Genomic DNA, 22,541 nt, shown 5'->3' with positions numbered 1-22,541 from the left:
GGGGAGCGGTGGACACCGTCCGGGTCCCGGCGAGGGAGGTCCGGAGCGATCGAGGCCGGACGACTCCCGGGTGGGGAATCGTCCGGAGCGGATGGAGGCGCTCGCCCCGGGGGGTGGTGGAGAGCGAGCGCCGCGGTATGGGGGCTGTGCGAGGGCCGACCGGCCCCCAGGGTGCCCGGGGGAATCCCGGGCGGCCCTCAGGAGGAAGATGCCAGTCGCGCGGGTCCTTCGCTGCTCGCGCGGCACCGGGGGATGAACGGCTCCGTCTTGGTCTTGGTGCGCGGGCCCTCGCGGTCCTCCACGTACTCCGAGAGTACGCGCGGAGGCCATACGCCGACCGTCAGCATCCCCATGGAGTTGGCCCGCGCGACCAGGGCGGCGCGGTTGGGGACCCTGAACCGGCGCAGCATGAGGCCGACGTGGTACTCGATGCCCTGACGGCTCAGGTAGAGCCGCGCCGCGAGCTGGACCGTCGAGGCTCCGCTCGCCACGCCCTCCAGGATCTGGGCGTGGAGCTGGGAGAGCACTCGCTGCGGTGCCACCGTGCTGGAGGCCGAAGTCTCCTCATCCGCACGGAATATCACGACATAAGAGGGCGGGCGGCCGGTCTCGCTCCGTACGGCGATGCCGGTGAGCTCGCCGGAGAACACGCCCTCATTGCCGCGCACAGCGACCACGCGCTCGACGAACCGGGAGCGCCGGCCCTCGGCGAGGCGGGCGAAGCGCCGGCTCAGCAGAGCAGGTGCGCTGGGGTGCAGCAGTTCATAGAGACTCCTTCCGCAGGTGTCCGCGGCTTCCCGGCCGAACTGCCGGAAGAAGTCCGCGTCCGCCGCTTGAACCCGCAGGCCGGGGTCGAGGCTCGCCATGCAGGTGACGTGCTGGCCCGCGAGTTGGCGGGCCGCCGCCGGCATGCCGTCCGACTGGGTACCAGGCACCGAAGTGAGGGCTGGGGCCGGAAGGCTGACCGGGGCGGCGTAGTGGGGGGCAGTCATTGTGAGCCACCGCTTTCTGATACGGACAACCGGTTGGGGGAATTCGGATGTGCCGAGCGGCATTTGTGAAGATGCCGCGAAACTCTGTTCGTGAGCCTAAGAACGCTTTCGGCGGCGGGTCAACGAGTATATGGGCGTAGAACCAAAACACTGTGGTGCCATGGTTCGGTGGGTACGGTCCTCGCAACTCCTGGGTGTGATGTGGTCGTTCCGTGGAGTAGCGGGCGGCTTGTTCAGGGGCCATTGGGGGCCCCGGAGTCGCATGACGGATCAACTGCCGCGAGGAAATGCAGAATCGGGCCTAAATGGACATATCGGCGATGCGGGGAGCGGAACTCCGCTGGTGAGGTGGTAAGGTTCCGGGAGGTGATTCCGGGAATCCGGACCCCTTCTTCCTCGTGTAACTCGAATGACTTCGCGGGGAAACTCGAAGGCGTTTTCCTGTGCTTGCGCCCGCGCTCCACGGGCGGCTGGCCGCTCGGGGCGCCGGGGCTCGTACGGGTCGCCCACGCCCTTCCGCGTCGGCTCGCACCCGAGACATTCACGCGTCATGCGACTGCTGGCACCACGTGCCACCTGCGGTCTCGGCCGTCGGATCGACGGTGACCGGCACCCTACCGCATCGTCCGCGAGCCCAGGTCCAGTCCAATGCGCAGATGGCGACGGCTCGGTAGCCGCGTGCTTCGAACTCTTCAACGTGCGGTCGGCGAATCGCCAGGTTGTGTCCCGCGCCGGGCGGGGATCCGGCGTTCCGTTCGTTCACCGGAAAATCCCCTTGGCACATGCACGCTGAGCGAAGTTCTTGCGTTGAGGGTCGCCCGAGGCGAGATGGTCCGATCCGAGTGAACGCGTCAGCCGAGTGGTCCCGACTCCGGAGAAGGTTTCACAGCACATGCTTACTGAAGAGTAGCCAAGGATTTGACAAAGGGGGAGCGGGCCGTGGTGGTGCCGAGTTGTGTTCCTCAGGGCGAGGAAAATTTCACCCGGATTCGCTTCCGAGGTCCTGCAGCGCGCTTGCGAGGACCGACCTGCCCGTGATGGACAATTTCCGGTAGCAGTTCGTGAGGTGTTTCTCGACGGCCCGGCAGCTGATGCCGAAATCATCGGCGATGGCCTGGTTGCTGAGCCCGCCCGCGGCGAGCTTCGCCACCTTCAGCTCGGCGGGGGTGAGCCGGCCGCGGACCGGTACGGGACTGTTGAGCACGGTGCTCCCGAGCCGGGACGCGGCCTGGTCGGCCACCCGCGTCGCGCCGGACGCCACCGAGAGCGTGTGCGACCTGCGGAGCGCTGCCTCACCCTCCGGTGAGTCGACGCCGAGCCGGTCACCCAGTGCCAGGAGCGCACGCGACAACTCGAAGTGGTTGGTGGCCCCTTCCAGCACGTCGACCGCGTCCCGCAGCATCGCCACTCCCGGCAGGCCGTCGGTCACGCGGCCCTGCGCGGTGAGTGCCCGGCCGAGTGCCGACGGGGCGCCCCACAGCTGGGCGAGTTCCACTTCCTGCTGGCTCAGCGCTGCGGCCCGCTCGTGCTCGCCCAGGTGGTAGTGCACGACGGCGGCATGGGAGGCCCACGGGAGCAGGGCGGGATTGCGCCAGCTGTACTGCTCCATGCGGTGCCCGGCGTCGTAGAAGTGGTCGAGCGCGGTGCGCGGATCGCCCTTGGTGAGGGCGAGCGTGCCGCCCAGGATCGTGAGCAGGGCCCAGAGGTAGGACTCGTTGGTGGCGCGGTAGCGGCCGCCGAGCAGCTGTTGGGCGAGTGAGACATCCCGGGACTGGATGGCGACCAGAGCGAGCGACACGGCCGCGACGACGCCGACGCCGTCGTGTTCCGTGCCGGCCAGCTCGAACGCCTCGGTCGCGAAGGGTCTTGCCTCGTTGAGGCGGCCGTGGGCGAGGGAGGTGAGGGCCTGCTCGCTGCGGATGAGGGCCTGCTCGACGCGGTTCCCGCCGCGGGCGGCTTCTTCCCGTGCTGCTTCCAGCCAGGGGCCCAGGGTCTGTGTGGAGTCGGCGGCGACCATGCTGGCGACGACCATCGGCATCGCCGTGTGCACATGCGAGAGGTATGCCGGTTCCCGCTTCAGGATGCGCTCGCACAGCTCGCCCACCTCTGCCGCCGGCAGGGCGTTGGCGCAGGTGGCCGAGGCGAGCAGCATCGCGAGCAGCTCGCGTTCCGCGGGTGTGTCCATCGCGGGGTCGGGGCCCAGCATCTTGAGCCGTACGACCGAGTCGGAGAGCTGCACCGGGTTCGAGGTGCAGGTGTGGCGGAGCCGCGCCTCCAGCCGGAGTGCGAGTTCCCGTTCGCGCCCGCGCAGTTGCCGCTCGTCGCCCAGTTCGTCCGCGACCTGCCGCAGCGAGTCGTGGACGGGCAGCAGGGACGAGGCGAGCACGATCGGGGCGAGGCGGGTCATGGCATCGGCCCGGTCGGCGGCCGAGTCCAGCAGCGGTATCGCCTGGGACATGTGGCGCACCGCCGCCAGCGGGGCGAAGCTGCGCTCCGCGGTGGCCAGGTCGACCAGGAGACGCCCACGGTCCGAGCCGTGGGGGAAGCTGTCGAGCAGCGCGCACCGCAGGTAGCGGGCGGACGCCTCGGCCTCGCCCCTGTGCAGGGCGCTCTCCGACGCCGCGCGCAGCACCTGCCGCGCCCAGGCGTCCTGCGGCGCGTTGATCGCCATCAGCTGGTCGGCCACCTGCTCGACGGGGCGCCCGGCCTGGTGGAGAAGCTCGGCCGCGCGGGCATGCGTCGCCGTACGGTCCGCGGTCGACATGCCCTCCAGGGCCGCGTCCCGTACGACCGGGTGCACGAAGCGGGCCTGATCGTCGGACGAGACCAGACCCAGCCTGGTCAGCACCCGCAGGCTGTCGTCGCGGCCCGCCGCGTCGAGCGCGGAGAGCGATCCCAGGAGCTCCACGTCGGTGTCGTCGCCGAGCACGGCCAGTGCACGTGCCAGCCGCAGCACACGCGGACTCTGTGCCTCCAGGCACTGCAGCAGACGCTGCCGCAGCGAGGCGGGCCGCAGAGCGGCGAGGGCTCCGGCGTTCTGGGCCAGGGGTCTGAGCCCGCGTGCCGCGGATTCCTCGACGATCGAGGCGAGGAAGGCGGGGTTGCCGCCGGCTGCGGCGTGACAGGCGGCGACGAACTCCTCGTCGGCGGGTTCCGGGCTGCTCACCCGGACCATGGCGCGCGAGGCGCGGAGATGGAGCGGCTGGGGGCGGAGCGTGTGCGTCGCGCGTGTCACCAGCTCGCGTACGGGCGCACGCCCGGAGAGCACACATCCGTCGCGGACCGTGCAGGCCAGCAGGATCGGTGCGCTCTCCACGCGCTTCACCAGGTGCTGCAGCCAGCGAAGGGTGGCCACGTCCGTCCAGTGGAGATCGTCGACCAGGATCAGCAGGGGCTGGTCGCGGGCGACGTTCTCGAACAGGGTGGTCAGGCTGTGCAAAGTCGTCTCGTCGCCGTCGTCGGCCGGACGGGCGGCGTCCGCCCCGAAGGCGTCGTCGCTCAGCGCCGAGAGGGCGTCATGGGCGTCTCCCGCCGTCCAGCGCGCCACGGCGTCCTCGGGAGCGCGGCGCAATGCGGGTTCCAGCAGCTGACGTATGACCCCGAGAGGGAAGTCCCGCTCCATCGGAGCCGCGCCCGCCCGCAGGACCGTGGCGTCCAGACGGGCGCCGCGCTCGCCGATCTCGTCGAGCAGCGCGGACTTACCGATCCCCAGCGGACCGCTGACCAGAACGAAGGCCCCGCGGCCGGCCTGCGCGCGGCGAAGTGCCACGGCGACCCGGCTCAGTTCGGCATCCCGGTCTATCAGCACGAGATCCCTCCCCACGCGATCGTTCCGGACAGGTGTCGACTCCTCAGGACAGGTCATGTCCAATGACTGTTCTCCTTGCCGCATACCGCTCGGGGTAACAGGGGTGAAAGAAACCCCGTGTTTTCTACGAGGTCATGAGGAGATGCCGTGAAGAGGGCGTGGAGGTGCCATTGTGGCTGCTCAGGGCCTTCTGCCGGAAGTGAGGCGAGGATTTCCGCGCCAGGCGAAGTGACGTACGCCACATCGGCGGCGTACGCCGCACCGGCCGGGCCGGTGGACGGTCGGCCGAAGGGGCCGATTCGGGTGGGTTCCGCGAGCCGGGTGGGCCTCATCTGCGCACTCCCCTCCCCGAAGAGCGGGGGATCCTGCACCCCGGGGTCCGACGGATGCCCACTTCGGCAGGGGTCATGCGCCCCGAGAGGGCGGGCTTATGAGCACCATCTGCCCCGGCTGCGCGGAGCGACGCGTACGACTCCGGGCCGCCCGGTTCCGTGGCTGTCACGCCCGGGTCCGCGCCGTCGCTCGCGCGCCGCGAACGCACTCCGCGGAAACGCCGTCCGGGTCTTCGTGATCCTTTGAACTCGGCCCGGCCGTACGGCTGAACCCCGTCGGATGGATCGCCGCCGCTGTGCGCCAACTCCTTGCTCCTGTGTCGAACTTACGTGTTCCCGCTCATTTCCGGACTTGGCCGGTGTTTTCGCCCGGCCGCCGCGGGGTCGGGATGCGCACATCTGGACGGAATGGGGCATGCCGCTTCCAGGGCTTCCCGGAACACGACGCTGCGATCGTCCGCTCGGCGCAGTCACGGGGCAACGCACTTGAGGAAGTTCAGAGGTTCGGACTTGTGCGTACGGTGCCCAGGGGCCCGGTCCAGGCGTTCGGGAGGCTCTGAACTCCCCCCACTCGGGGGGTCTCTCGCGTCCTGCCCGCAGCCCTCCGCTCGGGTGATCGGCCCGTATGGCCGCGAGGTCTAGGGAGTTCATCGAGCCGGGGCTGCTTTCCTGTGCAAGTCACCGATGGTCAGTGCATGGGCGGGCGCTGCCTTTACGGAGACGCGGCTGAGGGCGGTGCGGGCGAAGGGCGCGAGCGGATGGCGGAGTCGGCGGGCACCTGGCCCGGCTGGAGCTGACGGGGCGTCGTTCGGAAGTCATCGGCCCGTTCGCCCTCGGTGGGCGGGGCTCTCCGACCACCTTCCACGTGGGGTGAACGGGTGCGGGTGGTGCGCGATCCGGACTTCGCCCGGTGGTGCGGCACGGACCTCGCGGCGGGGGACCGGCGCGTGCGATGCGGTGGCTCCTTCGTGGCGCCTTCGCCGCTATGGGAATCCGGCGATTTCCTCGGGGCGCGTGGTACGACGGCTCCCCTCGAAAATGACGATCGGTTCTCCTGCGGGGGTTTCCCGCGGGTGCGCGTGGTGCCGGCCCGCGGCAGGTCCTTCCTCTTTCTCGGCTCCCGGGTCGGGGTTCGGGCGTCGCGGTCGCCTTCGATGCGGAACCGGCCCGCCCCATGAGGTCCGGGTTTTTCGTCGGCTTCCCGCAACGCCTTCCGAATTCCATGTGTCCGGTCCGCTCCCGCCGGGGTCCCGCCCGGGGGATTGTGTGGCGGGCGGGTCGTTCAGCAGAATGACGGATTACCCGCGGCGAGCGAGTGTTGACCCGCTGTGCGGAAGAGTGCCCTGGTGGAGGGCGTGACCGTACCGAACCGCACCGAACCAAGAGGGTGCCCGGGACCGAAGTGTTTCGGCTCGGGAACCACAGGGTTAGGCAATTGCACTCGTACTCGATTGACCCTGTCCACCGCGGCTGCCTAGGGTCGATTCGCGGAATCAGGGACGATCGGACCCCCGCGGCGATCGTCACCCCCCACATTCAGTACCGACCGAGTTCAGTGATTCCCCGGGGATTTCCCCGCGACTCTCGCACAGTTCCCCCCGCGCGTATCACGTACTTCGAAGGGAACGAGTCAATTGTCGACTTCCGTAGATGTCCTGGTGGATTCAGCAGCGCACGCATCGCAAGGCTCGGAGGCCCCGCTCTCCGAGTCGGGGGTGGAGGAGCTGTCGTTCGACAAGTCCGGTGTGCACATGGTCACTCTCGACCGAAGGCTGACCATCCGGCAGGCCAATCAGGAGTTCTTCCGGCAGTTCGGCGGCTCGTCGGAGGAGATCTGCGGCCGCAGCTTCTGTGATCTGGTGCATCCCAGCGGCCGGCAGCCGCTGATGCAACAGTTCGCCCGGCTGCTCGAGGGGCGACGCCACCGGTTCGCCGCGGAAGTCATCGCCGTGGGTCCGGACTCCGCCTTCGCCGCCCCGCTCGTGGCAGTCGGCGTACGCGGCCGTCACGTTCCCGAACTCGCTTCCATTCTGGTGCTGATGCGGGCGACGCAGGACTCCGAGAACGTGGGTGTCGTCACCGACCGCAGGAAGATGCTCAGTGAGATCGACGCAAAGATCCTCGAAGGCATCGCGGCCGGAGTCCCCACCATCCCGCTCGCCAGGCGGCTCTACCTGAGCCGGCAAGGCGTCGAGTACCACGTCACGCGACTGCTCCGCAGTCTGAGCGTGCCCAACCGTTCCGCGCTGGTCTCCCGCGCCTACTCGATGGGTGTGCTGAAGTTCGGCACTTGGCCGCCCAAGGTGGTGGAGGAGTACGTGAAGTGAGTCCCGCGGGGAGGCGGGGCTGAACAGCCGGCCGCGACAGGGTCCACCACGACCGTCGCGGCCGCTGTCGTTCGGCGGTCGGAGAGTGCGGCATCCCGCAGGTCGGGGGAGCGCGGCCGTTTGTCGGACGTCACCGGGCAGGTGCCCCGGCCGGGAGAACCGGTCGGGGCACCTGGCGTGAGGGGCGTCTCGGCCGCGTAGTGCAAAGAGATTTGCACGATGGTGCCCACCAGGATCGCGTCATGAACGCAGATCGCCAAGGGCTGAAGAATTCCTCAATTCTCGCTGCGGCAAAGGAAGATGATGCCCAGTCAGTTGTCCTGATGGCGGCACATTCCGTTGCCGTTAAGAGTGCAAAGCCCCCGGCGTACGCCGGGGGCTGGTATTTGGTGACCGCTCATTTGCATATGGTCATTTTGGTTACGGAAGCATCATCGGCGCCGTGTATGCGCCTTCTTCCGGTCTCACGCGGACCCTACCGTCACATTCATCCAGCAACCCATGACGGTGACAGCCAAGACCCCGAACGGGGGGAACTGCTGTCTCAAGGAGAAACCATGTCCGGAGCAGTACAGCAGCAAGGAAACATGTCCGCGGGCAATGCACCGACCGCGGCGCAGGGGGACTGGCCCGGGGACTGGCCGGGGGACGGAGGGGGTAACTGGCCCCCCAGGAATCCCAGGCTCTACGACATCAACCCGAGCTCGGGGTCGACGGCCGGTGGCAACATCGTTGTGCTCACCGGGTCGAACCTTCAGGGCACCTACCAGGTCACCTTCGGCGGCACGCCCGCCACCAACGTGACTCCGAACCAGTACGGGAACTCGGTCACGGTCACCGCGCCCCCGCACGCCGCGGGCACCGTGTCGGTCGTCGCCACCAGCCCGTACGGCAGCACCAACCCGCTGACCTACACCTACATCGCGGTGCCGGTGGGGCCGACCGTCAGCGCTCTCGTGCCGAACACCGGTCCCACGACCGGTGGCACCGCGTTCGCCATCATCGGAACCAACCTGTCGGGTGCGTCGGTCACCTTCAACGGGGTCCCGGCGACGGGAGTGTCCGTCAACGGCGCGGGCACGGTGCTCACCGGCACCACACCTCCGGGAGCGGCCGGGCTCGCGACGGTCGTCGTCACGACTCCGCTCGGCAGTACGACCGTCGCAGGCGGCTTCACCTACGTGGCGCCCCCGCCCCTTCCCGTGACCACCGGCATTTCACCCGCCTCGGGGACCGCTGCGGGTGGCACGGCGTTCGTGATCACCGGCTCGAATCTGAACGGTGCGTCGGTGACGTTCAACGGGGTTGCGGCGACGGGTGTGTCGGTCAATCCGGCGGGCACGGCCATCGTCGGCTTCACCCCGGCGGGCGCAGTCGGGCTCGCGACGGTGGTCGTCACGACTCCGTTCGGCACTTCGACCGTCCCCGGTGGCTACACCTACACGGCCCCGCCGTTGCCTGTGACCACAGGCATCACCCCGAACACGGGACCGACTGCGGGTGGTACGGCGTTCGTGATCACCGGTTCGAATCTGAACGGTGCGTCGGTGACGTTCAACGGGGTTGCGGCGACGGGTGTGTCGGTCAATCCGGCGGGTACGGCCATCGTCGGCTTCACCCCGGCGGGCGCGGCCGGCAATGTTCCGGTCGTCGTCACCACCCTGGGCGGCAGCGCCACCGTCGGCGGCGGATACACCTACGTCTGACGGTCGCCCGGTCGGTCGTCCAGAACGGTCGCCCGGTCGCCCGGTCGGTCGGAGGGGCGCACCTCGGTGCGTTCCCTTCCCCGCCCTGTGCGAGGGCCCGGACACGGAAACGTGTCCGGGCCCTTTCGGTTCGTTCCTTCTGCCTGTGCCCGGCGCCCGGCGGAGACATGAACGCAGCCGATCCGCCCCGCCCGACGGCTCCCCTCCCACCCCGCCTCCTTGCCGCATGATGACGAGGAGTCCGGAAGGTCAGCCGAAAGGAGAGCGAGCATGAGCGCACGAACGGGGCCGTTCTGGGACGGCGTCGAGGGGCGAGCGCCGATTCCCCCTGCCGCGGCCACGCTGGGGCTGGAGTTCATCGCCGCGGACACGGAGAACGCGACGATCGAGCTCGCGTTCGCGGCAACCGAGGATTTCACCAATCCCCTGGGCAATGTGCTGGGTGCTTTTCTGTCCGCGATGCTCTACGACACCGTCGGCCCGGCGCTGCTGGCCACGCTCGGGCCCGACGAGTTCCAGTCCACACTGGAGATCAAGGTCAGCTTCCTTCGTTCCACGCGTCCCGGCCGGATCACCGGCAAGGGGCGCGTCGTGCATCGCGCGGGGGATCTCGCGTACCTCGAGGGCGTACTTCTGGACTCGGGCGAAGCGCTCATCGCGACCGCCTCCGCCACGGCCCGCGTCATTCCGCTCGGCGCAGCCGGGAACGCGCCCTAGTCGATCCGTCCCTTCGGTGAGGTGACAGCGGCGCACCGATCTTGATAGGCAAGTCGTCACTTGCCTATGCTGTCGGTCGTGGCAGAGGATGTCTTCAAGGCACTGGCCGACCCCACCCGCCGGCGCATCCTTGATGAGCTGGTGGAACGGGACGGCCAGACCCTGTTCGAAATTTGTGCACGGCTGGTGACCAAGCACGGTCTGGGGCTGTCTCGCCAGGCGATCAGCCAGCACCTGGCCGTGCTCGAATCCGCGGGTCTGGTCCTTTCGCGGCGCCAGGGCCGCTACAAGTTCCACGATCTGAACACCGAACCCCTTGAGCGCATCGTGACCCGGTGGCTCAGGCCCGACGCACCGGAGAGCACCCCATGAAGATCCACTTGTCCAGCGTATTCGTCGATGACCAGGACAAGGCCCTGCGCTTCTATACCGACGTGCTGGGCTTCCTGAAGAAGACCGAGGTCCCGCTGGGCGAGGACCGGTGGCTGACCGTGGTCTCGCCGGAGGATCCCGACGGGACCGAACTGCTGCTGGAGCCCGACGGCCATCCCGCGGTGAAGCCGTACAAGACGGCGCTGGTCGAGGACGGCATCCCGGCCACGTCCTTCGCCGTCGACGACGTACAGGCGGAGTTCGACCGGCTGCGCGGGCTCGGGGTGCGCTTCACCCAGGAGCCGCTGAAGATGGGCCCGGTCACCACTGCTGTTCTGGACGACACCTGCGGCAACCTGATCCAGATCGTGCACAGCAAGTAAGGACCCCGCGCAGCCGCCAGTCGCGATGTGCTGTCCGCGGTCGAGTTCGGAGCCATACCGGCAGTGCGCCTGCGTTGACGGTGTCGAGGCAGACCTGTCCGCGCTTGTCCTGGCGGGTGGTGACAGTGCTGAACTGCTTCAGTTGATCGCCCATTGTTGATCGTCCGCTGGACGCACGAGTCGTACCTTGCTGTACGTCTTGTCCGCGCCCGCCGCTGTCCCGGGCACGGCGCGGGCCGCGCAGGCCGGTGCGGGCACACGGATCTTCCCCACCACTGCTTCGCGCTGGGCGCAGTCGCCCGTTGTCCCGGTGCGATGACCGGCGACAACGGGCACCTCTTCCGGTCCGCGCAGAGATGAGCTTCATAGCCGGTCCGCCGGCAGGACCGGCCGAGCGCCCCGCCCTGCCGCCCCGCCTCCTTCAGGAACGGGCGCAGGTCGCCGCCGCGATCACGGCTTCCGGGCGAGCCCGGCGACGATCAGCTGCTCCCAGACGGTGAGTTCCTGGGTTCCGCCGTCCTCGCCGAACACGGTCGGGCCCTCCTCCGGCCGCCACAGCGAGGTCGGCACCACACCGGGGTCCAGAAGCTCCATGTCCCCGAACAGGGCGCGGATCTCGTCGTCGCTCCGCCACCGCCCGCGGCCGAAGGTCTGCTGGAGTATCGCCTCCGCCTCGGCGGTCTCCTCGTTGTGCCCGCTGCGGAAGTGCGAGATGAACACATAGCTCCCGCTCGGCACGAGATCCCGCCAGTAGCGGACGACGGCCATGGGGTCCTCGTCGTCGTTGATGTGGTGGAGGATCGCGCTGAGGATCACGGCGACGGGCCGGTCGAAGTCGATGAGTGCCGTGGTGTCGGGGTGGTTGCGGATGACGTCGGGGGTGCGGATGTCGGCCTGGATGACGCGGGTGTTCTCGTTCTCCGCCAGCAGCGCCCGGCCGTGGGCGAGGACGATCGGGTCGTTGTCGATGTAGACCACGCGTGCCGACGGCGTATGGCGCTGGGCGATCTGGTGGACGTTGTCGGCGGTGGGCAGCCCGCTGCCGATGTCGATGAACTGCTGCACGCCGGTGTCCCGGGCGATGGCCCGCACCGCGCGGCCGAGGACCTGACGGTTGGAGTGGGCGATGACGACGGAGCCGGGAAGTTCGTGCTTGAACTTGTCACCTATGCGGCGGTCGACCTCGTAGTTGTCCTTACCGCCGAGAAGGTAGTCGTAGACGCGGGCAATGCTGGGCTTGTCCGGGTCCACTACCCCAGCGTCTGTCATGGCAACTCCCCTTGCTGACCGCAGTGTTGTGTGGTCGGTCATTGTAGGGCGGCAGGCCGGCGGCCCGCCCGGCACTTGGGCCACCCCGCGCCGCCCGTGGACCCGGTCCCGTACGGCCTTTCCCGGGGGTGGGGCGGCTCCGTGCACCGCCCGGTCCCGGTGGCCGGAAAAAAGACCTCCAACGGATGTCGAGAAAGCCGGCCCGGTTCCGATGTCTCAGGTGAAGGGAGTGAGGACGATGAAGTTCATCATCATGCTGACCGGTAAGCAGGCCGCGTACGACGCCATGAACGGCAGGACCACAGAGGGTTTTCCCGCGTGGACCGAGGGCGACCTCAAGGCGATGTTCGAGCACATGGGTGCCCTCAACGACGATCTCACCGCGCGGGGCGAGCTCGTGGACGGCCAGGGACTGGCGGAGCCGAAGCAGGCCAAGCTCGTCACCGCGGCGGCGGACGGCACGCCCGTCGTCTCCGACGGCCCCTACGGCGAAACCAAGGAGGTGCTGGCCGGGTACTGGCTCGTGGACGTCAAAAGCCCCGAGCGCGCTTACGAGATCGCGGCACGCGCCTACCGGTGCCCCGTGCCGGAAGGCAGCACGGAAAACCTGCCGGTGATCGTCCGGCCGGTCGGGGAGCCCGACGAAGCGGGATACGAGGTCTGAGCGGACGCAAGATCCGTTACGAAGAGCCGGGGGCCTGATGCGCGGACACCGCCGCAGGCCCCCGGCCGTGCTCGCGGGCGGGGGGCGGGGCCGTGGTCGCGGGCGGCCGGGGCCCGGCTGCGTTCGCGGGTGGCGGCGCGGGGCCTCGGCCCCGGGCGCCCCTGAACTGCCACACCGGCCCCCGGTTCGCCGGGGGCTTCGCCGCGTGGCCGGCCAGTGCCGGTACGAGCCGAGGTGGGCGCCGATGCTCCGGTCCTGGCGGTGCGGCGTCTCTGACGAAGGACCTCGCCAGGGCGGATGACTCCTGACCCGGGGCCCGGTGTGCCGGTAGAGGGTCTTGGTCGTGATCGTGCGACGGCGGGGCGCGCGGGGCCCGTCCCGATCGATGCCGTGGCGCGGGCGTTCCCTCTCACCTCGACCCGCGTCGGCATCTCCCGGGCTACGGTCGGTGCTCTTCGGGCCCGGATCGTGCGCTCTTTGCTCGTGATGCGCTCCGGAGCCCCACCATGCGCCTCGGCGCCCTCACCATTCGCTCCGGTGGCGCGGTCCCGCCTGGCCGGGAGCGCAGCCGCCGGCCCTCTCTTTGGGCTCGGAGCCCGAGAGCCGGACCGGGCTGCCCCGGTTGACTCGGAGCCCGTGGACGTCTTCCGGCGATCCACTGGGTCCGACTGCGGACCGGCGGCAACCGGCCCCGGTACGCGCCAGCCGTAGCCGTAGCCGTAGCCGTAGTCGTAGTCGTAGTCGTAGTCGGACCGGAACCTTTCCTACCGCCTGGAGGTGGTGCGTCATGCGCACAGCCAATCTCGACGACCGACTCGTTCTCGTGCGCGACGACGGCAAGGCGGTGGATGTGGAGAAGGCCTCTGACGGTCTCTTCTCCTCCGATCCGCAGGCGGTCTTCGACCGATGGGACGCGTTCACGGACTGGGCGGCGACGGCCGAGGCGCGGTCGGATCACGGAGTGCCCTTCGACGAGCGGCAGTTGGGGGCTCCTGTGCCGCGGCCCCGTCAGATCTTCGCCGTGGCGCTCAACTACGCCGACCATGTCGACGAGTCGGCGTTCGACACCCCTGAACACCTCTCGGTGTTCACCAAGTTCCCCACCTCTCTGACCGGCCCGTACGACACCGTGGAACTCCCCAGTTCCCTCGTGGACTGGGAGGTGGAACTGGTCGCTGTGATCGGTCGCCACGCGCACCGGGTGGGGGTGCGGGACGCCTGGTCGCACGTCGCGGGCCTGACCGTCGGTCAGGACCTCTCCGAGCGCCGCCTTCAACTCCGGGGCCCCGCGCCGCAGTTCTCCTTGGGCAAGTCCTTCCCCGGCTTCAGCCCGACCGGGCCCTTCCTCGTCACACCCGACGAAGTCGAGGATCCCGACGACCTTGCCATCGGCTGCGCGGTGAGCGGCGAAACGATGCAGGAGTCCCGTACGAGCCGGATGATCTTCTCCGTCCCCGACCAGATCGCCCGGATCTCGGCCGTCTGCCCGCTCCTGCCGGGGGACCTCGTCTTCACCGGCACTCCGGCCGGGGTCGGCGGAGCACGGGAACCGCGCCGGTTCCTCGCACCGGGCGAGGTGCTGCACAGCTGGATCGACGGCATCGGGACGCTCGATACCCGGCTGACCGCCGGCCTCACCCACCCCCACGGCCCGGACGCCTGACCACCAGGGCCCACCGGAACGCAGGGGCCAGCGGGGCCACCGGAACCGGGGCCGCCGGGGCCACCGGGCTCGCCGGAACCCCGGCCCGCCGGAACCGGGGCCGCCGGGGCCACCGGGCTCGCCGGAACCCCGGCCCGCCGGAACACCGGGCCCGCCGGAACACCGGGGCCGCCGGGCCCACCGGATGCCCCCCCTCACCAGGAGCAGACCATGCCTTTGCACCGCCTTGCCCGCATCACGATGGGCGTGCCCGACGTCGACACCACGCACGCGTACTACGCCGACTTCGGACTCACCGCCCTCGGTCCCGGCCGCTTCTCCTCGACCGACGGGGGAGAGCAACTGCGCATCGTCCACGCGGACCGCCGCCGCCTTCACGAGCTGGTGGTCGCCGCCGACGACCCCGACGACATCGGCCGCATCGCCGCCGCGCTACGCCGGCTCGACGTGCCGTTCACCCGTGACGGGATCCGGCTGCGGGCGACGGACGTCGGCACGAAGGTCGCCGTCACCGTCGAAGTCCGACCCCGCATCGTCCAGCACGCGGCGGCCCCACCCGTACCTCTCAACGGCCCCGGTCTCACCGGCCGACCCGGCAGCAGGGCTCCCGGTGTGCTCCGCGAGGAGCCCGTACGCCCGCGGCGGCTCGGACACGTCGTCCTCGGGTCGACCCAGCAGGAGGCGTCGCAGCGCTTCTTCACGGACGGGTTGGGCTTCAAGGTCAGCGATCTCGTCCCGGGCGCCGCGTTTCTGCGCTGCTCGACCGACCACCACAACGTCCTCGTGCAGCGCGCTCCTCTCCCGTTCCTGCATCACTCCTCGTGGGAGGTCGACGACATCGACGAGGTGGGCAGGGGGGCGACCCGCATGCTGGAGGGGCATCCCGAGCGCCACGTGTGGGGGCTCGGACGCCACCACCTCGGTTCGAACTTCTTCTGGTACTTGAAGGATCCGGCCGGCAACTTCTCCGAGTACTTCGCCGACATGGACTGCATCGTCGACGACCACCTGTGGACCCCGCGCGTCTGGGAGGACGTTCGAGCCCTCTACGCCTGGGGCCCGCCCGTGCCGCCCTCGTTCCTCGAACCCGAAGACCTCGCCGCGCTCATGACCGGCGCCCATGACGCGGGCTGAGGAGGCGCGGGCGATGAACGGACCACGGACCACACGCGACGCGGCGGCGCTGCACGACGCGTACGACGTCCTCGTCGTCGGTGCGGGCCCCGTCGGGCTGGCCACGGCGATCCAACTCGGCACCCGCGGCCGGCGAGTCGCGGTCGTGGAACGGTGGCCGCGGCCCTACCCGCTGCCGCGCGCCGTCGTGCTCGACCATGAGGCCGCCCGCATCCTCGCCTCCATGGGGCTGGCCGACGTCCTCGAGCGGATCAGCGAACCCGCCCGCGACTACGAGTGGCTCAACGGCCAGGGCGAGACCCTGCTGCGTCTCGCCTTCGACGACACCAGCCACTCCGGCTGGCCCCACATGAACATCTTCACCCAGCCGCTCCTGGAGGCCGCACTGGAGGAGCGCGCCCGCGCGGTCCCCGGCATCGACATCCTCCGCGGCTGGGAGGCCACCGGCCTCGTCCAGGAACCGGCGGGCGCCCGACTGACGGTCACCGAAGCGGCGGAGGAGCGGCCGGAGTTGCACGGCGGTGTCCGCGAGCACCGCACGATCACCGCGGCGTACGTGGTCGGCTGCGACGGAGCGAGCAGCTTCGTACGATCGCGCATGAACACCTCGATGACCGATCTCGGCTTCTTCTTCGACTGGCTGGTCCTCGACGTCATCCCCCACGACACCGAGCGCGAGTGGTCTCCCCGCAACGCACAGATCTGCGATCCCGCCCGGCCGACGACGGCCGTCTCGGGCGGACCGGGCCGCCGCCGCTGGGAGTTCATGCGCCTGCCGGGGGAGCCGGTCGCCGAACTCGACCGGGTGGAGACGGCCTGGGCCCTCCTGGGCCCATGGGGACTGACCCCGGACAACGCCACGCTCGAACGGAACACCGTCTACACCTTCCAGGCGAGGTGGGCCGACCGCTGGCGCGACGGACGGCTCCTCCTCGCAGGCGACGCCGCCCACCAGATGCCCCCGTTCGCCGGACAGGGTCTGTGCTCCGGCCTCCGGGATGCGGCCAACCTCGGCTGGAAGCTCGACCTCGTCCTCTCGGGAGCCGCCCACCCCTCGCTCCTGGACAGCTACACCACGGAGCGCTCGCAGCATGTGCAGCACGCGATCTCCCTGTCCGTACACCTGGGAAAGATCATCTGCGAGCCCGACCCAGGGGCCGCAGCCGAGCGCGACCGGCGCATGCTGGCCGATCGGCGGGCAGGCGGCGAGCCCCTGCAGAGCATGCCGCCCCAGACGCTCACCGGGGGACTGCTCTCCCGCGACGGCGACGGCGACGGTGACGGTGACGGCGGCGGTCATGGTGACGGCGGCGGAGGCGGTCATGGTGACGGTGGCGGTGGTGACGCCGGCGGAGGCGTGCCCGTTCCGCCCGCCGGGCAGCTGGGCCGCCAGGGGCGGGTGCGCCATGCCGACCGTACGGGCCTGCTGGACCAGGTCGTGGGCACCGGCTTCACCCTGCTAGCCACGGAGGACCCGCGCGCCGTGCTCGGCGGCGACGACCTGCGCTTCTGCGGGCGCCTCGGCATCCGCCTCCTCCGCGTCGTGCGTGCCGGTACGACGCCTGGTCCCCACGAAGTCGAGGACCTCGACGGCGTCTGCCACTCCTTCCTGGCGGACCTCGGCCAACAGGCCGTTCTCGTGCGCCCGGACCACTACGTCTTCGGCGGGGCGCGGCTTCTGGAAGACCTGCCCCGGCTCCTCGCCTCCCTGCGCGCGCAGCTCCACCCCCGGGCCTGACGCCGGAGGCGGCTTCCCGGCGGGACGGACCCGCGGGCCGGATGCCCGAGCACGGGCGGCGGCCCGCGGCGGCTGCGCAGCCTGTGCCCGCGGTGCACGGGTGGGAAGGCGTCTCCCCGTCGAGCGGTCGTCGAGCGGTCGTCGAGCGGTCGAAGATCCGGGGTGGTCGTTGTACCGGGGCGGTCGATGTGCCGACGTCCCCCTGCCCGTAGCGCTGCCGCTCCCGGCGGTGAAGGACCGAGCCCCCGGCTCTCGGAGCATCACGACCACTCGAGCTGACCTCATGCGCCTCACACGTCACATCGCGGACGGGCTGTCACCATGATCCTCTCGGGGCCCCGGCCCCGGCCTCGACGCCGCGCGGAGCGCTCTCGCGGACAGGTGCGGCCGACTGTGGCCGGATGCCGGTGGGCCCGCCCCCACCCGCCACGACCCCCGTGGTCCTGCGCATCTTCGCGGACGCGATCTAGGGGCCGCCCTAGTCCATGCCCCCATAGCGTGATGAGCCCGGCGGCCCCGCATTCTGCTGCCCGACCCGTGACCGGCCGGTGCGGACCGCCACCTACGCCGTACGCCGCACGCACGCCGCACCTGACGTCAGCGGTCCGTGCGCGCTGGTCCGACAAGCTGGTGGAGTGGAATGAGCGAGTCAGTACGCAGTCCGCACGGGCTCAGCGCCGCGCCCCAGACCGCGATCGCAGTCATCGGACTGGCCTGCCGCCTGCCCGGCGCATCGGACCCCGACGCCCTGTGGCGCCTCCTGCGCGCCGGCGACAGTGCCGTACGTCCAACTCCGGCCGAACGCCTACGACTTGCCGGATCATCCACCGAGAGCACGCCCGGTGACGCACCCCGCTGGGGCGGTTACCTCGACGAGGTCGACGGTTTCGACGCCGGCTTCTTTCGGATATCCCCCCGCGAGGCCGACACGATGGACCCGCAGCAGCGGCTGGTCCTCGAACTCGCCTGGGAGGCCCTGGAGGATTCCCGTATCGTCCCCGGACAACTCGGGGACAGCAGCACGGGCGTGTTCATCGGCGCCGCGCACGACGACTACGCCACCCTGCACCACGGACTCGGCCCGGAGAGCGTCACCCACCAGTCCTTCACCGGCACCCACCGCGCGCTGATCGCCAACCGGCTCTCCTACCTCCTCGGCCTGCGCGGCCCCAGCCTCACCCTCGACTCGGCCCAGTCGTCGTCCCTCGTCGCTCTGCACCTCGCCTGCGAGAGCCTGCGCGGCGGCGACAGCGACATCGCCGTAGCGGGGGGTGTCAACCTGCAACTCGCGCCCGAGAGCAGCCTCTATCCCCACCGTTTCGGCGCGCTCTCACCGGACGGCCGCTGCTACACATTCGACGCCCGCGCCAACGGCTACGTCCGCGGTGAGGGCGGCGGCCTCGTCGTGCTGAAGCCGCTGGACCGGGCCCTCGCCGATGGCGACTCCATCCGCGCCGTCATCCGCGGAAGCGCCGTCAACAACGACGGCGGGGGAGACACTCTCACCGCGCCGGACCACCGCGCCCAAGAGGACGTCATCCGCCGAGCCGTGCGCAATGCCGGGGCGACTCCGCATGACATCCAGTACGTCGAACTCCACGGAACCGGTACGCCGGTCGGGGACCCGGTGGAAGCGGCCGCGCTCGGCGAGGTCCTGGGCGCCGGACGAGCCGACGACGAGGCCCTGCGCGTCGGTTCGGTGAAGACGAACGTGGGGCACCTGGAAGGCGCGGCGGGCATCGCCGGCCTTCTCAAGGCGGTGCTTGCGCTCCAGCACCACGAACTTCCGCCCAGTCTCAACTACGCGACACCCAACCCCGAGATCCCTCTCGACACGCTGCGCCTGCGCGTGCAGGACGCCCTCGGCCCCTGGCCACGCACCGACGTGCCTCTTGTCGCCGGCGTGAGTTCCTTCGGGATGGGCGGGACGAATGCGCATGTGGTCCTGGAGGAGGCGCCGCCGATTGAGCCGGAGCCGGGCGCCGGGGGTGATCCGACAGCGCCGATTTTTGTGGCCGAGGGGCCGGTGCCGTGGGTGGTGTCGGGGCGTGGTGGTGAGGGGCTGGCCGGTCAGGCGGGCCGGTTGGCGTCGTATGTGGAGTCGGCCGGTGAGGACGTTCGGCCGGTGGATGTGGGCTGGTCGTTGGCGGCGACGCGGGCGGCGTTGGAGAACCGGGCCGTGGTACTCGGCGCAGATGCCGGTGAACTCGCTTCCGCGCTCGGGGTGTTGGCGTCCGGTGGTGTGAGTGCTGCGGGTGTGGTGCGTGGCGCGGTGGCCGGTGATGTGGGTCGGGCAGTGTTTGTGTTCCCGGGTCAGGGTGCGCAGTGGGTGGGGATGGGGCGGGAGCTCTGGGGGCTTTCGCCGGTTTTCGCGGAGTCGATGGAGGCGTGTGGGCGGGCGCTGAGTCCGTTTGTCGAGTGGTCGTTGAGCGAGGTCGTCCGCGGCGGGGCGGAGTTGGTGGATGTTGATGTCGTTCAGCCGGTGACGTGGGCGGTGATGGTGTCGCTGGCTGCGGTGTGGCGTGCGTGTGGTGTTGAGCCGTCGGTGGTGGTCGGGCATTCGCAGGGGGAGATCGCGGCCGCGGTGGTGGCCGGTGGTTTGTCGTTGGAGGACGGGGCGCGCGTGGTGGCGTTGCGTTCGAAGGCGATCCGGGCGATTGCCGGGCGTGGCGGCATGGTCTCTGTTGCTCAGTCGGAGGCCGAGGTCGAGGAGTTGTTGTCCGGTTGGGCCGGTCGGGTCGACATCGCCGCGGTCAATGGTCCCGGTTCGGTGGTCGTCGCCGGGGATGCGGATGCGCTGGATGAGTTGATGGCGCACTGCGAGGGGGAGGAGATCCGGGCGCGTCGTATTCCGGTGGACTACGCCTCGCACACCCGGCACGTGGAGGAGATCCGAGCGGAGCTGGCCGAGGCGCTCGGGCCGGTCACCCCGCTCTCCGGTGAGGTGCCGTTCTTCTCCACGACCCAGGCGGAGTTGGTCGACACCTCCGCTTTGGATGGCGGGTATTGGTACCGGAATCTGCGTCAGCGGGTGCGCTTCGGCGAGGCTGTCCAGGGTCTGATCGACGAAGGTTATTCGGCGTTCGTCGAGGTGAGTTCGCATCCGATGCTGGGGATGGCCGTGCAGGAGGCCGCCCCCGAAGCCGTCGTCGTGGGCAGTCTGCGCCGTGACGACGGTGGTGCGGATCGTTTCCTGACCTCGCTGGCCGAGGCGTGGGTGCGCGGCGTTCCGGTCGACTGGACGCGGGTCCTGGCCGGTCATGGCGCCCGTACCGTGGCTCTCCCCACCTACGCCTTCCAACGTCGGCGTCACTGGCTCGACGCCGGTGCCTCCCGTCGTTCCGCCCCCTTGGCCGTACCCGTCGAGTCGGACGAGTCCGGGCCTGCTGTTGCCCGGGTTCGGCATCACGATGTGGAGCAGCGGATCCGTGCGCACGCGGCCGTCATCCTGGGTCATGCCACGCCGGGTGACGTCGACGCGACGCTCACGTTCAAGGCCCTGGGCTTCGATTCGGCGACCTCGGTCGATCTGCGGAACCGGCTGGTTGCGGAGACCGGCCTCTCCCTCTCCGCGTCCGTTCTCTTCGATCACCCCACCCCCCAGGCACTCGCTCGCCACGTGCGTGGCCTGGTCAACGGCGGCACCGGGTCGGATCCCGGGATTGTTGCGGGCCCGAGGCCCGCGAGCGATGCGGACCCCATCGCCATCGTGGCCATGGGCTGTCGTCTTCCCGGTGGTATTCGCACCCCGGAGGAGCTGTGGGAACTCCTCTCCACGGGTGGTGACACGACCTCTGCCTTCCCCGCGGACCGCGGCTGGGACCTCGACGAGCTGTACCACCCGGACCCCGAGCACCACGGCACGACCTATGCGCAGTCCGGCTCGTTCCTCTACGACGCGGGCGACTTCGACCCCGGCTTCTTCGCCATATCGCCGCGCGAGGCCGAGGCCATGGACCCGCAGCAGCGGCTGTTGCTGGAGGCCTCCTGGGAGGCGCTGGAACGGGCGGGTATCGCCCCTGACACGCTGCGCGACGAGGACGCCGGAGTGTTCGTCGGGCTGATGCAGCAGGAATACGGCCCCGGACTGCAGCATGCCCCCGAATCCGTCGAGGGGTATCTGCTGACGGGAACCTCCTGCAGCGTCGCCAGCGGGCGCATCGCGTACACCCTCGGCCTGCGTGGACAAGCGGTCACGGTGGACACGGCGTGCTCGTCGTCGCTGGTAGCCCTGCACATGGCCGTTCAGGCGCTACGTTCCGGCGAGTGCTCGTTCGCTCTGGCCGGAGGGGCGACCGTGATGGCGGAGCCCGGCATCTTCGTGGAGTTCAGCCGGCAGCGGGGGCTGGCGCCGGACGGTCGGTGCAAGCCGTTCGCGGCGGGTGCGGACGGTACGGGCTGGGGCGAGGGTGTGGGTGTGCTGCTGCTGGAGCGGCTGTCGGACGCCCGGCGCAACGGTCATCCCGTACTCGCGGTGATTCGCGGTTCGGCGATCAATCAGGACGGTGCGAGCAATGGTCTGACCGCCCCGAACGGGCCTTCGCAGGAGCGGGTGATCCGGTCGGCGCTCGCCAACGCCCGGCTCACCGGCAGCGATGTGGACGCGGTCGAGGCGCATGGTACGGGGACGACGCTGGGTGATCCGATCGAGGCGCAGGCTTTGCTGGCCACCTATGGTCGGGATCGTGAACGGCCTTTGTGGTTGGGGTCGTTGAAGTCGAATGTCGGGCATACGCAGGCGGCGGCCGGGGTGGCCGGTGTGATGAAGATGGTGCTGGCGATGCAGCACGGTCTTCTTCCGCGGACGCTGCATGTGGATGAGCCGACTCCGCACGTCGATTGGTCGACGGGCGCGGTGTCGTTGCTGACCGAGGCGGTCGAGTGGCCGGGGTCCGGGGAACGCGTGCGGCGGGCCGGCGTGTCGTCGTTCGGCATCAGTGGCACGAACGCGCATGTCGTGCTGGAAGAGCCTCCCACCGAGCCCGCGCCTGAGTCCGAGTTGGAGCTGGATCCCGAGGCTGAGGACACGGCCACCCCGGTGCTCATGGCTGAAGGGCTCGTGCCATGGGTGGTTTCCGGGCGCGGTGGTGACGGATTGGCCGGTCAGGCGGGCAGGTTGGCGGCGTACGTGAAGTCGGGTCACGAGGACATTCGGCCCGTGGACGTTGCGTGGTCGTTGGCGGCGACGCGTACGGCGTTGGAGAACCGGGCTGTCGTCCTGGGCGGGGAGCTGAGCCAACTCGGTGCGGATCTAGAGCAGTTGACGTCCGGTGAACCTGGTGTGGGGAGTGTGGTGCGCGGTGTGGTGGCCGGTAGCGGGGTTCGGGTGGGTTTCGTCTTTCCGGGTCAGGGTGCGCAGTGGGTGGGGATGGGGCGGGAGCTCTGGGGGCTTTCGCCGGTTTTCGCGGAGTCGATGGAGGCGTGTGGGCGGGCGCT

13 protein-coding genes are annotated in these 22,541 nt (G+C 70.0%); 10 read left to right on the top strand and 3 right to left on the bottom strand.

The window, feature by feature from the left end; all coding sequences use genetic code 11:
• Positions 1 to 197 precede the first annotated feature (197 nt).
• Positions 198 to 935 carry a LuxR C-terminal-related transcriptional regulator gene (locus tag ACGFNH_RS04455; RefSeq protein WP_393651519.1) on the bottom strand — a complete coding sequence of 246 codons (738 nt, stop codon included), beginning with the start codon at positions 933 to 935 and terminating at the stop codon, positions 198 to 200.
• A gap of 1,036 nt (positions 936 to 1,971) precedes the next feature.
• Complete coding sequence (locus ACGFNH_RS04450; RefSeq protein ID WP_393651518.1) at positions 1,972 to 4,800, bottom strand: AAA family ATPase; 2,829 nt, start codon at positions 4,798 to 4,800, stop codon at positions 1,972 to 1,974.
• A 2,047-nt stretch (positions 4,801 to 6,847) separates the two neighbouring features.
• Between ACGFNH_RS04450 and ACGFNH_RS04445 the strand changes: the two genes are divergently transcribed.
• From ACGFNH_RS04445 to ACGFNH_RS04425, 5 genes are all read left to right on the top strand, one after another.
• The gene (locus ACGFNH_RS04445) at positions 6,848 to 7,459 is read left to right on the top strand and encodes a PAS domain S-box protein (protein ID WP_393652213.1); all 612 of its coding nucleotides are present in this window, start codon (positions 6,848 to 6,850) and stop codon (positions 7,457 to 7,459) included.
• Between the two features lie 557 nt (positions 7,460 to 8,016).
• Entirely contained in the window at positions 8,017 to 9,165 is a 1,149-nt protein-coding gene (locus ACGFNH_RS04440) for an IPT/TIG domain-containing protein (RefSeq protein WP_393651517.1), read from the top strand.
• Positions 9,166 to 9,435: 270 nt separating this feature from the next.
• Entirely contained in the window at positions 9,436 to 9,882 is a 447-nt protein-coding gene (locus ACGFNH_RS04435; RefSeq protein WP_393651516.1) for a PaaI family thioesterase, read from the top strand.
• A gap of 78 nt (positions 9,883 to 9,960) precedes the next feature.
• Entirely contained in the window at positions 9,961 to 10,254 is a 294-nt protein-coding gene (locus ACGFNH_RS04430; RefSeq protein WP_393651515.1) for an ArsR/SmtB family transcription factor, read from the top strand.
• Positions 10,251 to 10,637: a VOC family protein gene (locus ACGFNH_RS04425; protein ID WP_393651514.1), complete on the top strand. Its 387-nt coding sequence runs from the start codon at positions 10,251 to 10,253 to the stop codon at positions 10,635 to 10,637. Before ACGFNH_RS04430 ends, ACGFNH_RS04425 begins: the two co-directional genes overlap by 4 nt.
• A gap of 450 nt (positions 10,638 to 11,087) precedes the next feature.
• Here ACGFNH_RS04425 and ACGFNH_RS04420 read toward each other — a convergent pair whose 3' ends face one another.
• Complete coding sequence (locus tag ACGFNH_RS04420) at positions 11,088 to 11,906, bottom strand: SAM-dependent methyltransferase (RefSeq protein WP_393651513.1); 819 nt, start codon at positions 11,904 to 11,906, stop codon at positions 11,088 to 11,090.
• A gap of 238 nt (positions 11,907 to 12,144) precedes the next feature.
• Between ACGFNH_RS04420 and ACGFNH_RS04415 the strand changes: the two genes are divergently transcribed.
• The 5 genes from ACGFNH_RS04415 to ACGFNH_RS04395 form a co-directional block, all read left to right on the top strand.
• Positions 12,145 to 12,570 carry a YciI family protein gene (locus tag ACGFNH_RS04415; protein WP_393651512.1) on the top strand — a complete coding sequence of 142 codons (426 nt, stop codon included), beginning with the start codon at positions 12,145 to 12,147 and terminating at the stop codon, positions 12,568 to 12,570.
• Positions 12,571 to 13,357: 787 nt separating this feature from the next.
• Positions 13,358 to 14,233 carry a fumarylacetoacetate hydrolase family protein gene (locus ACGFNH_RS04410; protein WP_393651511.1) on the top strand — a complete coding sequence of 292 codons (876 nt, stop codon included), beginning with the start codon at positions 13,358 to 13,360 and terminating at the stop codon, positions 14,231 to 14,233.
• Between the two features lie 210 nt (positions 14,234 to 14,443).
• Complete coding sequence (locus ACGFNH_RS04405; protein WP_393651510.1) at positions 14,444 to 15,367, top strand: VOC family protein; 924 nt, start codon at positions 14,444 to 14,446, stop codon at positions 15,365 to 15,367.
• 13 nt (positions 15,368 to 15,380) lie between these two features.
• Positions 15,381 to 17,105 (top strand): bifunctional 3-(3-hydroxy-phenyl)propionate/3-hydroxycinnamic acid hydroxylase, encoded by a 1,725-nt coding sequence (locus ACGFNH_RS04400; protein WP_393651509.1) that lies wholly within the window; start codon positions 15,381 to 15,383, stop codon positions 17,103 to 17,105.
• Positions 17,106 to 17,745: 640 nt separating this feature from the next.
• Positions 17,746 to 22,541, top strand: a 4,796-nt coding sequence (locus ACGFNH_RS04395) for a beta-ketoacyl synthase N-terminal-like domain-containing protein (RefSeq protein WP_393651508.1), incomplete at its 3' end; no start/stop codon positions are given.

Source organism: Streptomyces sp. NPDC048639 (assembly GCF_043199075.1).
GTDB lineage: Bacteria > Actinomycetota > Actinomycetes > Streptomycetales > Streptomycetaceae > Streptomyces.
This window is presented reverse-complemented; position numbering and strand designations above follow the sequence as displayed.